Genomic DNA, 14,656 nt, shown 5'->3' on the forward strand with positions numbered 1-14,656 from the left:
CCCCCCCCCCCCCCCCCCCCCCCCCCCCCCCCCCCCCTTTTTCAAGCAGAAGACGGCATACGCGATCAACGTCAGCGTCTCGTGGGCTCGGAGATGTGTATAAGAGACAGGCAAAAAGTATGGCCAACCGTCTGCCCATGATCTATGTCGGGGGTAATGACGGAATGCTGCATGGATTCTCTGCCCTGACGGGCGCCGAAAAAATCGCCTATATCCCCAAGGGAGTGATCCGAAACCTGCCTGAACTCACCAAGCCGGCTTACAACCACGTTTATTTTGTCGATGGATCACCCTTTACCGGAGACATCGACGTGGGCGACACCACCACGCCCGACTGGCGCACCGTGCTGGTCGGATCGCTGGGTGCGGGCGGTCGCGGATACTACGTGCTGGACGTCACCAAGCCGGGCAGCCCTGACGGGACCTCAACGAATGCCGTTGCCAACAACTTCACCAAGGCCAATGCCTCCAGCCTGACCCTGGTGGACAACACGGCCAGCCCTTTCGATGCCTATGACGTCAACACCATCAATGCAGACATAGGCCATATCTTCGCAACGCCGGTCACAGACGATACCGCCCCGCATTTCAGCAACCAGATCACATTGATGAATAACGGTCGCTGGGCCGTCGTCATGGGCAATGGCTACAACAGCATCAACGAACGCCCCGTTCTTCTTATCCAGTATCTGAGCGGCTCCGACCGCAGCGTCAAGAGCATTGCCGCCGCCGCGCGCAACAGCGAACTCACCAACAACTCCACTGCCACCGCACGTTCCAATTCCACGGCCAATGGACTGTCCGCGCCACGTCTGGTGGATCTGAACGGCGACGGTTCGCCCGACATCGCCTATGCAGGAGACCTGAAAGGCAACCTCTGGAAATTCGATCTCAGTTCCGGAAATGCCGACAATTGGGGAGTAGCCCTGGACGGCAGCCCCCTGCACATAGCCAAGTATGTACAGGCAGGTTCGAGCAGCCTCCAACCCATCACCGTGGCACCCATCGTCAAAGTCAATTCTCGCGGTGTGCGCGGCATGATGGTCTCGTACGGCACCGGCCGCAGCATCACCGAGGCTGATCGTACGGACACTACGGTCCAGACTTTTTATTCCGTGCTCGACAATACCCAGTACAAGCTGGAGTCGGGCAAGATCGTGGTCGACACCAGCAGTGTCACGCCCGCGCCTGTGGGTGTCGGCACGGAGAATCTGCAGGCTCAGACCGTGGATACGGCAAACATGGTGTCGGGCGCCGGCATCTATGCCAACAGAAAAATGTGGAACGTCAGCCAGAACGATGTGGATTTCACTGAGAAAAAAGGCTGGTATCTGAACTTTCCCGAAACGGGCGAACGCCTGCTGCAGCCACTTTCTTTCTACGATGGCAGCAATATTGTCGAAGTGATATCTACCATCCCCGGCTCGGGCGGTAGCATAGAGCAGGAGTCCTGTGCGCCGGCCTCCACGGACACCAAAAAGTTCCGGACATTCCTCAACATCATGGATGGCAAGCGGCCCAGCGTGAAAATCATCGATCAAAATGGCGATGGCGTATACGGTCAGACTTCCGATGCTGCGGTCTCGCGCCTCGACGCCTCCACCACCGAAAGCAAGACCTTCAACAAGAACTCGGAAATCCGGCGCGGCTCGGACGGCAGGAATGACATCTTCCTAAAGATGCCGGAAACAGCCCTTCGCCCCAACTGGCGCCAGCTGCGCTGAGCGCCACTGCCAACAGAGTCAGACCATGAAACCACAACGCGCTTCGGGCTTCACGCTCATTGAGGTCATGATTGTCGTCGCCATCATCGGCATTCTCAGCGCCATCGCCCTGCCCAGCTACAACACCTATGTGCTGCGAGGCTACCGCTCAGAAGGCAAGGCCGCGCTGATGCAGGCTGCGCAATGGCTTGAACGCTCGGCCACCGCCACCGGAACGTATCCGCTGACCGCAGCCTTCCCCACATCTTTGACAACAATCCCCTCGGGTCGCTATACAGTCGGCATTACCTCTACTGATGGTGCCAGCTACACGCTGACTGCCACGGCCCAGGGAGCGCAAACAAAGGACAAATGCGGAAACCTCACCCTGAACCAGGCGGGCGTGCGCGGCGCGAACGGCAAGAAGCAGGGTGAGACAGGTTACGACCCCGACTGTTGGAACAAATAGGCCCCGCACAGGCGCTGCGTTACCATCCAGGCACCATGACAAACACCGTGCCACACATGCACCAAGCGCTTGGGCTCGCCGCCCAGGCGCTTTTTCTTTCCTCTCCCAATCCGCGCGTGGGCTGCGTGCTGGTGGCACCTGATGGCAGAGTCGTAGGCCAAGGGTTCACTCAGCAGGCTGGCGGCCCGCATGCCGAAGTGATGGCACTGCGCGATGCCGTGGCCCGAGGCGAGGATGTGCGCGCAGCCACCGCCTACGTCACGCTGGAGCCTTGCTCGCACCAGGGCCGTACTGGCCCCTGCTGCGATGCCCTGATCGCCGCCGGCGTTGCCAAGGTGGTAGGCGCACTGATGGACCCCAATCCCCAGGTCGCCGGCCAAGGCTTCGCGCGCCTGCGCGCGGCAGGCGTGGATGTGGTGGTGGGGCCGGGTGCAGACGAGTCCCGGGAACTGAACATCGGTTTTTTCAGCCGCATGCTGCGCGGCATACCGTGGGTGCGCATGAAGGCAGCCAGTTCCCTTGACGGAGCAACCGCGTTGCACAACGGCACCAGCCAATGGATCACGTCGTCAGAGGCTCGCGCCGATGGCCATGCCTGGCGTGCGAGGGCATGCACCATACTGACGGGCATAGGCACGGTGCTGGAAGATGATCCGCGCCTGAACGTGCGGGATGTGGCTACGCCGCGCCAGCCGCGCATCGCTGTTGTGGACAGCCGGCTGGACATGCCGCTCACCGCCCATGTACTCCAGGCCCCGGCCGGCTGCCTGATATACACCAGCAGCCGGGATGCATCGAAAACCAGTGCACTGCAGGACCTGGGCGCGACCGTCATTCCCATGCCCAACGCGCACGGCAAGGTGGACCTGTGCGCCATGCTGCGTGACCTGGCGGCGCGCGGCACGAACGAGCTGCATGTGGAAGCCGGCTTCAAGCTCAATGGCTCGCTGGTACGCGAGGGGCTGGTCGATGAACTGCTGCTGTACTTGGCCCCCAAGCTGCTGGGCACGGGTGGCATGGGCATCGCCAGTTTCGGGCCGCTGGACGCGCTGTCCGAGGCCCTTGCATTGGCACTGCATGATGTGCAACGCATCGGGCCAGATCTGCGCGTTGTGGCCCGTGTTGTGGACCGCGCCAGCTTCTGACGCGAACAGCGGCTTCCTGGACCACCGGCTGGCGCAGCCGTCCGACACCCAATTGACCGATCCTTGGGCCAAATCTTCGAATCATGTCCGGCGCTCGCAACTTACAGCCCCTTCCATCCACCAGCCTGTTTCGAGGCCTGCGGACCACGCTTGTCCTGCTGGTGTCCGCCGTGGTCTGCGGCTGCGCAAGCAGCTTGCCCTCCCAGGTCGATCGCCCCGTCACTGCAGCCTTGGAAGCCCCGCAAAGCACGCCATTGGGGTCTTTGGTTCAGCAATTGCGGCCTGCCAGCGTCAAGTCTCAAACCTCCGCCTTCACCCTCCTGTCCGGCGCCCAGGCCGCATATGGCGCCCGGCTGGCACTGGTCGAGGGAGCGCAGCAGACGCTGGACCTGCAGTACTACGCCATCCATGCCGACGAGAGCACGCAGCGCCTGCTGCGCGGCGTGGTCGAGGCGGCCCGGCGTGGCGTGCGCGTGCGCGTGCTGCTGGACGATTTCCACAGCACGGGCGCGAATGCGCAGGTCATGCGCCTGGCCTTTGTGCCGGGTATCGAGATGCGCATGTTCAATCCCCTGGCGGGCGCGCGCAGCTCGGCGCTGGGGAGGGCCTATACGCTGCTGACGGATTTCCAGCGGGCCCAGCAGCGCATGCACAACAAGCTGTTCATCGCCGACAACGCCATGGGCGTGATCGGAGGGCGCAATCTGGGCGATGCGTATTTCGATGCGGACAGCGCCAGCAATTTCGTGGACCTCGACGTGCTGGCGGCGGGACCGGTGGTCAACGATCTGTCGCGCAGCTTCGACAGCTATTGGAACAACCAGCGCGCCTATCCCGTCCAGTCGCTGATCAGCCTCAAGGAACTCAAGCAGTTGCGCGAACGCTTTGCGGGCGATGATGACCAGGCGCAGGAGGAGGACCCCACACCTGCCGTTCCCCCGAAGGAGACAAAGGCGGATGACCAGACGGCTGAACAGCGCCGGATCATCTGGGACCAGCAGCCCATGGATTTGCGAAAGGCTCGCTGGACCTGGGCATCGGCGGCCGTGCTGGTGGATGAGCCCGCCAAGATTCCGCTGGACAGGGATGACGGCCCGGGCTCCATCACAAGCGCTGGCACGGATGCGTCCGCACAGGCCAGCCCCGCGCCGAACAGCCCGCAGGCCAGGCCTGCCGGCACGCTGCCTATGGGCCAGCCGGCTGGCGCCCTGCGCCAGGCGGCGCGTCCGGTGCTGGAGGCCGATTCGGTGGTCGATGGCCTGCTGGCCCTGGTGCGCAAGACCCGGCGAGATCTGCTGGTGGTCTCGCCCTATTTCGTGCCGGGCCCGGACATGATGGAGGCGTTTCGTGGCGCACGGCAACGCGGAGTGCGCGTGCGCATCCTGACCAATTCACTGGCCTCCAACGATGCACCTTTGGCCCATGCCGGCTATGCGCGCCACCGCAAGGCACTGCTGGAGATGGGCGTTGAACTCTACGAGATGCGCAGCACGGCGGCCAGTGTCCGCTCTGCATTCGGCTCTGGCAGCACGGGTGGTGGCGGTCCTTCCGGCTCGACAGGCGCCTCGCGTGCGATGCTGCACTCCAAGCTGCTGGTGGTGGATGGGCATCTGGTGGCAGTCGGCTCGATGAACCTGGATCTGCGCTCCCAGTTGCAGAACACCGAGATTGCACTGCTCATCGCCAGCCGTGAGTTCGGTCGCCTGGCCACGCAAAGCATTGACGAGGGCCTGCAGGATGGCAGCTGGCGCGTCGAGCTCGACAAGGATGGCGAGCTGGTGTGGCGGGCCTCGGAAGACAGTGAGCGCGGTGACGAGCACAGCGAGCCCGATGCCAGCTGGGGCCTGCGCCTGATGCTCAAGCTCATTGGCCCGCTGGCGCCCGACCATCTGCTGTGACGGGCCGATCGCGCTAAAGCCCGGCCCAATCCTGGCGCCGCGCCAGCGCTTGTACCCACAGCGTGATCTCGCGCTGGTCAGTCTGCGTGCGCACTTCCTGATAGGCCTGCTCGGCTTCGGGAAAGCGGCGGCGCAGCAGGTTCAGCCATTGCTTGAGGCGGCCTGCGCGCTGGCGCGGCTCCAGATCCTCGCAGACCATGTCCCAGAAACGCTGGACCTGCGGCACCAGATCGCTCCAGAACACCTGTGCTTCAACATGTTCTGCTGGCATCTGCCCGCCTTCCACGGCAGCGCGAATGGCCAGCGCCAGGCCTGGGTCGGCAACGATCCCCCGGCCCAGCATCAGATCGCCGCAGCCCGATTGCTCACGGCAGCGCAGCGCATCCTCCACCGTCCAGATCTCGCCATTGGCCACCACGGGCACGGTCACGGACTCGCGGATGCGCGGGATCATGTCCCAGTAGGCAGGCGGACGGTAGCCATCGAGCTTGGTGCGGGCGTGGACGACGATTTCGCAGGCGCCACCGGCCTGCATGGCCTGGGCACATTCGGTCATCAGGGTCGTGTCGTTGAAACCCAGGCGCATCTTGGCCGACACAGGCATGGCCGCCGGCACGGCAGCACGCACGGCCCCCACCACGCGCGCGATCTGCTCAGGGTCCTGCAGCAGCGCAGCACCGCCGCCATGGCGGTTGACCACCTTGGCGGGGCAGCCGAAGTTCAGATCGATGCCTTCCGGACCCAGGCGCGCCAGATTGGCCGCATTGGCCGCCATGCTGTCCGGGTCCGAGCCCAGCAGCTGCGCACGCACAGGGACACCTGCCAGCGTCCGGCTGCCGTTGTTGAGCTCCGGCATGGTGCGCAGGAACACCTTGTCGGGCAGCACGGTCCCCGTGACGCGGATGAACTCCGAGACACAGCGGTCTGCGCCACCCACGCGCGTGAGCACATCGCGCAGTACGAAATCAAGCAAGCCCTCCATGGGCGCCAGCAACAGTCTCATCACCTATGTAGCGAGGCCTGCGCCCCGTCTTCCTGTTACAGATCAAACAATATTTCTGCGACCGGCATCGGCCGCCAGCACCTGGGAATCAGCGCCCGGCCATGCGATGGCAGGCGATTGTGCGCTTGCCGCAGAACACCGGGCGGACCAGTTGTCATGGCTTCTTCACGCCACGGTCATTCATGTAACGTGCAATCGGGGCTTGTCGGACTCCCTGCCCCCACCATGCTGCTGCAAAAAACCGCCAAGGCCCTTGAAGAGCTGCAGCCCGGCCGCCGCAGCCTGCCGCTGCGCGAGCGCTCGGTGCTGCTGATGGCCGATGGTCGCACCGAGGAGCAGTTGCAGCAGGTCCTGGGCGCACAGGCCGGCGAACTGATCGAGCAACTGATCGCCAGCGGCCACCTGCAGCGCCTGGCTGGCCAAGCCGCCGAATCATCACCCCCGGCTCGTGCTCAGGCCCCCTCCTTGGCACCGGCCGCTGCGAAGGAATCCACCCCGCCCGGCCCCGCCGCCACGCTGAATCTTGCCGGCACACGCATGTACCTGTTCGATATGTGCGAGCGCATGTTCGCCAACCGCCATGAGGACAAGGCACAGGTGCTGCGCCATCTGCTGCGCGAGGCGCGCGATCTTGAGGCACTGCAGGCCGCCGCCCTGCAGCTGCTGCAGACCGTGCAGGAACATGCGGGCGACGAGCGCGCCGATGCCCTGCGCGAGCGCCTGCGGCATCTGCTGCCCCAGGAGGCAGCGACGGCACAGGGCGCCTAGACGAATCGAAGGGTGGACGCGCGCGCGATCAGCGCGGCGCCAGCTGCCACAGCGAGGTGAGCTCGGCGGCGCGTGCCGCGTGCAGCGGATCGGTGGAGTCCGCAGCCTTTCCATGGCGCGGGCGGATGTCCTCGCGGCCCAGGACCTGCAGGCCTGCGGCATTGATCCAGCCCAGCAGTTCCTCGCGCGAGCGCAACTGCAGGTGCTCGGCCAGATCCGACAGAATCAGCCAGCCTTCGCCGCCCGGCAGCAGATGTGCAGCAAGGCCCTCGACAAAACCGCGCAGCATGCGGCTGCCTTCGTCATAGACGGCCTGCTCCAGCAAGGAGCTGGCCTTGCCCGGCAGCCACGGTGGATTGCAGACCACCAAGGCGGCCCGGCCTTCAGGGAACAGGTCCGCCTTGCGCAGGCTCACGCGCTGCGCCAGACCCAGCCGCTGAAGGTTGTCCTGCGCGCAGGCCAGTGCCCGGTCGCTCAGGTCGGTGGCCACCACCTGCCGCACGCCACGGTGTAGCAAGAGAGCGGAAAGCACACCCGTGCCCGTGCCGATATCCCAGACAGCGGCATCAGCCTGCTGGGCTGCGGCCGGCAGGGGCGCCTGCGCCACCAGATCCAGGTACTCGCCGCGCACCGGGGAGAACACGCCGTAGTGCGGGTGAATGCTGAACTCCGGCATGCCCGGCACGGCCAGGGCCACGCCCTTCTTGCGCCACTCATGTGCGCCCAGGGCACCCAGCAGTTCACGCAGGGGAACGATCACGCTGTGCGCACCCTGGTCGGCGGGAATCTCGCCCCAGGCTTCGCGACAGGCTTCGCTCCAGTCCGGTGCGCGGCGCAGGGCGCAGTGCCAGCGGGTATCGAGCTCGATCATCACGCTGGACAGGATGCGCGCACGCTGCGCCAGTGCCTGGCGGTGCAGGTGGAAGGCGTGGGGAAAGACCGGCTTGGCGTCTTCCTTGCCGGCGCGGCGCTGGCGCGCCTTGGCGGAAGTCTCACGTGCGGGCTTGTCGAGGCGGCGGCCCAGGGCCGACAGCAACTGCCGGGCATTCTGGAAATCGCCGCGCCACAGCATGGCCTGGCCTTCGCAGGCCAGGCGGTAGGCGCTGTCGGCGGCCAGGCTGTCATCAGCGATGACGATGCGGCGCGGTGCGGTCATGGTGCTGTCCGCGCGCCACAGGGCAACCTGGGTGGCCTCGTGCTCCTGCCATTGCAGCAGGGACCAGTTCTGGGAAGAGGACAAGGCCTGCTGCTCCGTGAGTGATGGGTGGATGGTTGGGCGAATCGATCAGTTCAGTGCGCGCTTGAGCCGCACTTCCTCGATCTTGAGAGCGCCAACCTGGGCCGTCTTGGCGGTGGACATTTCGCGCTTGAAGCCGGCGAGCTCATGGAAGCGCAGCGCACGTTCATTGCGCAGCGGCACCCACGAGGTGACATTGGTGCAGCCTTCTTCAAGCAGGCCGTCGCGTGCGGCGTCCCACAGGGCCACGCCCACACCCTGATTCCAGTGCGTGGGAGCGGCATAGATGGCCCAAATTTCACCGGTGGTCTGGCGCGACTTCTCATCGCGCGAGCGGTCGAAACCGACGAAGCCGACGATCTTGTCGCCGTCGATGGCGACCTGAACCTGGGGTTCGCAAAATTCGATGGCTTCGCGCCAATAGGCCTGGCGTTTTTCTACCGACGACATGCTCTTGAGCTGGTCATCGGGAACCAGACCGCGATAAGCCTCCATGGCGGAAGCAGTATGGATCTGGGCAATCGCTTTTGCATCGCGGAGAGTGGCTGGACGAACCTGGATACTAGACATGGAAAAACCGAAACGAAAACAGGTGAAAATAGAAGGGCGTGATTTTCACAGGAATCGCGCTTTTTGCGTGCGTTGCGGCTCTTAGCCATGCACGCAAGTACGGCTGTGCTCGTTTTCTTGCCCTCGGCATTGGGATGTGCTATGTGCTCTCCAAAAAAGAGCAGCTGGCGCACGCGACACAAGGCTTGGCAAGGAATCAGTTGACAATTTCTCACGATGCAGGCAAGCCCGGCAACGGCGAGAAATCACCCCCTCGCTCACAGCCAGCGGCGCATCAACTCCATGATGCGGTCGAACCTTGCGCCATAGGGCGGATACAGCATCGAAGCCCCCGACCAGCGCGACTGCACGAACACCGCCTTTTGATGACTCAGCCGTGCAAAGCCCTGCTCCGAATGGTAGGCACCCCAGCCGCTGTCGCCCACGCCGCCGAAGGGCAGGTTCTCGTGGGCGAAGTGCAGAAGGGTGTCGTTGACCGTCACCCCGCCGCTGATGGTGCGTGACAGCACGGCGTCACGCACTTTCTCATCGCGGCCGAACCAGTACAGCGCCAGCGGCCTGGGCCCCGCATTGATGGCCGAGACCACGTCATCCAGCCTGTCGTAGCTGATCACGGGCAGGATGGGGCCGAAGATCTCCTCCTGCATGAGCTGCATCTGGCTGGTGGCATTGAAGACCAGGGCCGGCGCCATCTGGCGCTCCACGGCATCGCCCCAGGCCATGTCGGCGCTCTCCTGGCCGGCTCCGCCATCCTCCATCCACTCGACATGCGCCCCCATGCCCTGGGCCTGGCGCAGCATCTGGCGCAGGCGCGCCAGGTGGCGCTTGGTGAGGATGGCCGCATAGTCGGGATTGCCGGCAAAGCGCGGGAACAGCCGCCGCGCCGCGGTGCGGAAGGCCTCGGCAAACTCCGCCTCCTGCCCGCGCGGCAGCAGCACGTAGTCGGGGGCGATGCAGGTCTGGCCCGCGTTGACGAGCTTGCCATGCGCGATCTTGAGCGCGGCCTCCTTCAGGTCGCAGTCGGAGGAGATGATGCAGGGCGACTTGCCACCGAGCTCCAGCGTCGTCGGCGTCAGGTGTGCCGCCGCCGCCTGCGCCACGCGACGGCCCACGGCAGTCGAGCCGGTGAACAGCAGATGGTCGAAGTGCAGGCCCGAGAACTGCGTGGCAATGCTCACATCGCCTTCGATGACGGCGAATTCCTCGGGCGCGAAAAACTGCCCCACCAGCGCTGCCAGCTGAGCAGAGGTGTGCGGCGTGAGTTCGCTGGGCTTGAGCATGACGCGGTTGCCCGCCGCCAGGGCCGTGATGGCCGGCCCCAGCGCCAGCTGCACCGGATAGTTCCACGGGGAAATCACCCCCACCACGCCCAACGGCTGGCGCTCTATCCAGCCCCGGCCGGGCATGAGCATCAGCGGCGTTCGCACCCGCTGGCGCCCCGACCAGCGCGCCAGATGGCGCAGCGTGTGCTTGAGCAGGTTGCGCAGCACGAACAGTTCCACCATCTCGGTCAGCCGTGGCGAACGCATGCCGAAGTCGGCCTGCACGGCGGCGGCCAGCACGGGGCCGTGCTCGTCCAGCAGCTTTTGCATGCGCAGCAGGCGTTCGCGGCGTACCAGCAGGGGCACGTCCACCTGCGCCCTGCTGGCCTGGTACTGAAGGTCGAAGACGCGGTGGAGATCCAGCTGGGTCATAGGCTCAATGGTAAGAAGACACTTGCATGCGCCGCATTCCAAGGATGCGTCGCGGCACATGTTGGCATGCAGCGGCAGGAAAAAAAAGGGAGCCTTGCACGGGCTCCCGAGGGTTTCAGACTATACGGGCCGCCACGCGCGGCCTGGGCACGAAGATGCGCAGGCCGCGTAAAGGCTGCAGCAAGACGCTTCAGGGCTCGCGCACTTCACGGGGCTGAACGTCGGTCACCTCGCCCGCACCCGGCAGTACGCCGGCACCGGCGCGGCGGCCTCCGCCCTCGGCAGCGCCATAGGCGCGCTGCGGACGCTGCGCCATCCACTCGGAGCCGGAGCGGTACACGGTCTGCCAGCCCGCCCGCGGGCTCATGCGCATGGCCCAGGGCATCACCGGCTGGCCGGTGAGCCTGGCCCACAGCGCTCTCACGGCCCAGACCAGGGCCAGCAGCGCCGCGGCGGTCAGCAGGCTGACAAAGAAGACCAGGCCCACAAGCATCAGCAGGATGCGAACGGCCCAGCGGGTCAGGGTGGCGACAAAATCGTTCAAAGCAAAGCCTTTCTTGGCTGGCCCGGTGCGTCAGGCGGGGTCTGCCGCATCGAACCGGAATACGCCCGGCTCCAGCACCGGGTCCACATGTACCGCAATCGTGCTCTTGGGCGGGAAGCGCCCTTCGAGCAGCAGTTTCGACAGCGGATTCTCGATCCGCTGCTGTATCGCGCGCTTGAGCGGCCGGGCCCCGAAAACGGGATCGAAGCCCACCTTGGCCAGTTCGGCCAGTGCCTGGTCGGACACCTGCAGCGCAAGGTCCATTTTCTCCAAACGACGCTCCAGCAGCTTGAGCTGAATCCTTGCGATCGACTCGATATTCTTCGCGTCGAGTGCGTGGAAGACCACGGTTTCGTCGATGCGGTTGAGGAATTCGGGTCGGAAATGGTTCTTGAGTTCCCCCCAGACCGCATCTTTCACATCATCGTAATCCTCGCCGACCATGGCCTGGATCAGCAAAGAGCCTATGTTGCTCGTCATCACGATGACCGTGTTCTTGAAGTCCACGGTGCGGCCCTGGCCATCGGTCAGGCGGCCATCGTCCAGCACCTGCAGCAGCACGTTGAACACGTCGGGATGGGCCTTTTCCACCTCATCGAGCAGCAGCACGCTGTAGGGCTTGCGGCGCACGGCCTCTGTCAGGTAACCGCCTTCCTCGTAGCCCACGTAGCCAGGCGGCGCGCCAATCAGGCGGGCCACGGAATGCTTTTCCATGAACTCGCTCATGTCGATGCGCACCAGATGGTCCTCGCTGTCGAACAGGAAGCCGGCCAGCGCCTTGCACAGCTCGGTCTTGCCCACGCCCGTGGGGCCCAGGAACAGGAAGGAGCCCGTGGGCCGGTTGGGATCGGACAGGCCCGAGCGCGAGCGGCGAATGGCATTGGCCACGGCCGAGATGGCCTCGTCCTGGCCGACGACGCGGTCATGCAGCCGGTCTTCCATGCGCAGCAGCTTGTCCTTCTCGCCCTGCATCATCTTGGCCACGGGAATGCCCGTGGCACGGCTGACCACTTCGGCAATTTCCTCGGCGCCGACATGGGTGCGCAGCAGCCTGTGGGCGGGCGCGCCGCCCTGCCCCTGCTCGTTGGCCTGGGCTTCGTTGAGCTGCTTTTCCAGCGAGGGCAGCTTGCCGTACTGCAGCTCGGCCACCTTGTTGAAGTCGCCCTTGCGCTTGAGCTCCTCGATCTGGATGCGGATCTGGTCGATCTCCTTGCGGATCTGCTCGGAGCCCTGGGCGCTGGCCTTCTCGCTCTTCCAGACCTCTTCCAGGTCGGCGTACTCGCGCTCCAGGCTGCCGAGTTCCTCCTCGATCAGCTGCAGGCGCTTTTGCGAGGCCTCGTCCTTTTCTTTCTTCATGGCCTCGCGCTCGATCTTGAGCTGGATCATGCGGCGCTCGAGCTTGTCCATGACCTCGGGCTTGGAGTCGATCTCGATCTTGATCTTGGCCGCCGCCTCGTCGATCAGGTCGATGGCCTTGTCGGGCAGGAAGCGGTCGGTGATGTAGCGGTGGCTCAGCTCGGCCGCAGCCACGATGGCCGGGTCGGTGATATCCACGCCGTGGTGGGCCTCATAGCGCACCTGCAGTCCGCGCAGGATGGCAATGGTGTCCTCCACGGAAGGCTCTTCGACCAGCACCTTCTGGAAGCGCCGCTCCAGCGCCGCATCCTTTTCGATGTACTTGCGGTATTCATCGAGCGTGGTCGCACCGATGCAGTGCAGCTCGCCGCGCGCCAGGGCCGGCTTGAGCATGTTGCCCGCGTCCATGGCGCCATCGGCCTTGCCGGCACCGACCATGGTGTGGATCTCGTCGATGAACAAGATGATGCGGCCCTCTTCCTGGGCCACTTCCTTGAGCACGGACTTCAGGCGTTCCTCGAAGTCGCCACGGTATTTGGCGCCGGCCAGCAGGCCTGCCATGTCCAGCGACAGCACGCGCTTGTTCTTGAGGCTTTCGGGCACCTCGCCGGCCACGATGCGCTGGGCCAGGCCCTCGACAATAGCGGTCTTGCCCACGCCGGGCTCGCCGATGAGCACGGGGTTGTTCTTGCTGCGGCGCTGCAGCACCTGGATGGAGCGGCGGATTTCGTCATCACGCCCGATCACAGGATCGAGCTTGCCGATGCGCGCGCGCTCGGTCAGGTCCATGGTGTATTTTTTGAGGGCCTCGCGCTGGCCTTCGCCTTCGGCGCTGTCCATGGTCTGGCCGCCGCGCACGGCGTTGATGGCCGACTCCAGGCTGGAGCGCGTCACGCCGCTTTCCTTGAGCAATTGGCCTGCGCGCGTGGAAGAGCCGCTGCTGTCGGTCAGCGCCAGCAGGAACAGCTCGCTGGCAATGAACTGGTCGCCGCGCTTGAGGGCTTCTTTCTCGGTCGCCTGCAGCAGCCGGCCCAGCTCGGAGCCGACCTGCACCTGGTCCTGGTGCTGCACGCGCGGCAGGTCGGCCAGGGCCTTCTCGGCCGCGGCCTGCAGCTGGCCCACGTTGGCGCCGGCGCGCTGCAAGAGCGAGCGCGGACCATCGTCCTGGCGCAGCAGCGCCACGAGCAGGTGCAGGGGTTCGATATTGGATTGGTCACCGCCCAGGGCCAGCGTTTGCGCGTCGGCCAGGGCTTCCTGGAACTTGGTTGTCAGTTTGTCGATTCGCATGGTGTTTCTTTTCGCTCCTGAAACAGGGTCATTGCGATTTATCTGATACCGGCAGGGCAAATTTCAAGCCATGCCCGGCCTGCAAGGACAGACGCTTGCGCCAGATCAAGGCCGGCGAGGCCGGCCATCCTTCTCAAGCATTGCGCTGAAAGATCGAGAACTGCGTAGGCGTAACGCCCAAATGCGCCCGGAAGCTGCGCACCAGGTGGCTGGCGCTGGAAAAGCCGCAATCCAGCGCCAGCTCGGCCAGCGGCGGCACGTTGCGCGCAGACAGGGCGCGCCGTGCCCGTGCCAGGCGCTGCTGCAGCACCCATTCGTGCACCGTGCAGCCCATGCTCTGGCGGAACATGCGTGCGAAATGGAATTCGGAGAGGCAGGCCTGTCTCGCCAGTGCCGGCAGCGACACGGCCTTGGAGTCATGCAGATGCGCCTCGACATGGGCCAGCACCCTGCGCCGCATGGCCGCAGAAAGCCCGCCCAGCGGCCGCTGCAGCGCCTGCAGCTGGCGCGGCGTGGCGGACTGCAGCACCAGCCGGTCCATCAGCTGCTGGCCAATGGCATCGGCCGCCAGTTGCTGCTGCGGGTCCTGCCAGTCCAGCTGCATCAGCGCACGGGCACCGGCGTGGAAGGCCTGATCATCCCCGTAGATCTGCGCACGCAAGGTGCGCGAGCGGGGCTCGGCATCCAGCATGCGGACCACGCGCCCCGCCCAGGCCAGGTCGGACACATACAGGTGCAGGAACTGCACGGGCGAGCGCACCAGCCAGTGCGATTCGTCCTCTGGCGTGAAGATGCAGATGCGCCCGGGCGCCCCCATGGCCTCGGGGCGCGCCTTGAGCTGCGAGCCCTCGCCCCCGGCCAGGTAGACCGACAGCGTGTGGTGACCGGGCTGGCAGTAGCGCACCTCGTCGTCCACATTGGCCCAGACGGCCAGCTCCACCCCTTCGCTCAGGCGCACGCGCCGCTGCAGCCGGGCCTTGGA

The 14,656-nt window shown here is 65.1% G+C and carries 12 protein-coding genes; 5 read left to right on the top strand and 7 right to left on the bottom strand.

Annotated features, from left to right (window positions below):
- Nucleotides 1-95 precede the first annotated feature (95 nt).
- The 4 genes from JHD82_RS26475 (at nucleotide 96) to JHD82_RS26490 (ending at nucleotide 5,215) form a co-directional block, all read left to right on the top strand.
- Complete coding sequence (locus tag JHD82_RS26475) at nucleotides 96-1,724, top strand: PilC/PilY family type IV pilus protein (RefSeq protein WP_307838122.1); 1,629 nt, start codon at nucleotides 96-98, stop codon at nucleotides 1,722-1,724.
- Nucleotides 1,725-1,749: 25 nt separating this feature from the next.
- Nucleotides 1,750-2,172 carry a type IV pilin protein gene (locus JHD82_RS26480; protein ID WP_199139707.1) on the top strand — a complete coding sequence of 141 codons (423 nt, stop codon included), beginning with the start codon at nucleotides 1,750-1,752 and terminating at the stop codon, nucleotides 2,170-2,172.
- 56 nt (nucleotides 2,173-2,228) lie between these two features.
- Nucleotides 2,229-3,317, top strand: a complete 1,089-nt coding sequence (gene ribD / locus JHD82_RS26485; protein WP_374191667.1) for a bifunctional diaminohydroxyphosphoribosylaminopyrimidine deaminase/5-amino-6-(5-phosphoribosylamino)uracil reductase RibD — start codon at nucleotides 2,229-2,231, stop codon at nucleotides 3,315-3,317.
- 83 nt (nucleotides 3,318-3,400) lie between these two features.
- Nucleotides 3,401-5,215, top strand: a complete 1,815-nt coding sequence (locus JHD82_RS26490) for a phospholipase D family protein (RefSeq protein WP_199139711.1) — start codon at nucleotides 3,401-3,403, stop codon at nucleotides 5,213-5,215.
- 13 nt (nucleotides 5,216-5,228) lie between these two features.
- Here JHD82_RS26490 and JHD82_RS26495 read toward each other — a convergent pair whose 3' ends face one another.
- Nucleotides 5,229-6,218 (bottom strand): tRNA-dihydrouridine synthase, encoded by a 990-nt coding sequence (locus JHD82_RS26495; RefSeq protein ID WP_199139713.1) that lies wholly within the window; start codon nucleotides 6,216-6,218, stop codon nucleotides 5,229-5,231.
- 225 nt (nucleotides 6,219-6,443) lie between these two features.
- Here JHD82_RS26495 and JHD82_RS26500 point away from each other — a divergent pair, with 225 nt between their 5' ends.
- Nucleotides 6,444-6,986, top strand: coding sequence for a hypothetical protein (locus tag JHD82_RS26500; protein ID WP_199139715.1), 543 nt, complete (start codon nucleotides 6,444-6,446; stop codon nucleotides 6,984-6,986).
- Nucleotides 6,987-7,014: 28 nt separating this feature from the next.
- Here JHD82_RS26500 and JHD82_RS26505 read toward each other — a convergent pair whose 3' ends face one another.
- The 6 genes from JHD82_RS26505 to JHD82_RS26530 all read right to left on the bottom strand — a co-directional run.
- Nucleotides 7,015-8,226 carry a class I SAM-dependent methyltransferase gene (locus tag JHD82_RS26505; protein ID WP_199139717.1) on the bottom strand — a complete coding sequence of 404 codons (1,212 nt, stop codon included), beginning with the start codon at nucleotides 8,224-8,226 and terminating at the stop codon, nucleotides 7,015-7,017.
- A 45-nt stretch (nucleotides 8,227-8,271) separates the two neighbouring features.
- On the bottom strand, nucleotides 8,272-8,793 hold the full coding sequence (locus JHD82_RS26510) for a GNAT family N-acetyltransferase (protein ID WP_012207003.1): 522 nt from the start codon (nucleotides 8,791-8,793) through the stop codon (nucleotides 8,272-8,274).
- 257 nt (nucleotides 8,794-9,050) lie between these two features.
- The gene (locus JHD82_RS26515) at nucleotides 9,051-10,547 is read right to left on the bottom strand and encodes a coniferyl aldehyde dehydrogenase (protein WP_199139719.1); all 1,497 of its coding nucleotides are present in this window, start codon (nucleotides 10,545-10,547) and stop codon (nucleotides 9,051-9,053) included.
- A 130-nt stretch (nucleotides 10,548-10,677) separates the two neighbouring features.
- Nucleotides 10,678-11,031, bottom strand: a complete 354-nt coding sequence (locus tag JHD82_RS26520; RefSeq protein ID WP_012207005.1) for a hypothetical protein — start codon at nucleotides 11,029-11,031, stop codon at nucleotides 10,678-10,680.
- Nucleotides 11,032-11,061: 30 nt separating this feature from the next.
- Nucleotides 11,062-13,674 (bottom strand): ATP-dependent chaperone ClpB, encoded by a 2,613-nt coding sequence (gene clpB, locus JHD82_RS26525; protein WP_012207006.1) that lies wholly within the window; start codon nucleotides 13,672-13,674, stop codon nucleotides 11,062-11,064.
- A 133-nt stretch (nucleotides 13,675-13,807) separates the two neighbouring features.
- Nucleotides 13,808-14,656 (bottom strand): helix-turn-helix domain-containing protein (locus JHD82_RS26530; RefSeq protein ID WP_199139721.1); only part of this gene is annotated, 849 nt, incomplete at its 5' end.

This window comes from Delftia sp. ASV31, assembly GCF_016428765.1.
Lineage (GTDB): Bacteria > Pseudomonadota > Gammaproteobacteria > Burkholderiales > Burkholderiaceae_C > Comamonas > Comamonas acidovorans.

Coding starts and splice junctions, on each gene's coding strand:
- JHD82_RS26515 (WP_199139719.1), bottom strand. CDS start 10,547: ATGTGCCGCGACGCATCCTTGGAATGCGGCGCATGCAAGTGTCTTCTT.
- JHD82_RS26510 (WP_012207003.1), bottom strand. CDS start 8,793: ATGTCTAGTATCCAGGTTCGTCCAGCCACTCTCCGCGATGCAAAAGCG.
- ribD (WP_374191667.1), top strand. CDS start 2,229: ATGCACCAAGCGCTTGGGCTCGCCGCCCAGGCGCTTTTTCTTTCCTCT.
- JHD82_RS26480 (WP_199139707.1), top strand. CDS start 1,750: ATGAAACCACAACGCGCTTCGGGCTTCACGCTCATTGAGGTCATGATT.
- JHD82_RS26495 (WP_199139713.1), bottom strand. CDS start 6,218: ATGAGACTGTTGCTGGCGCCCATGGAGGGCTTGCTTGATTTCGTACTG.
- JHD82_RS26490 (WP_199139711.1), top strand. CDS start 3,401: ATGTCCGGCGCTCGCAACTTACAGCCCCTTCCATCCACCAGCCTGTTT.
- clpB (WP_012207006.1), bottom strand. CDS start 13,674: ATGCGAATCGACAAACTGACAACCAAGTTCCAGGAAGCCCTGGCCGAC.
- JHD82_RS26500 (WP_199139715.1), top strand. CDS start 6,444: ATGCTGCTGCAAAAAACCGCCAAGGCCCTTGAAGAGCTGCAGCCCGGC.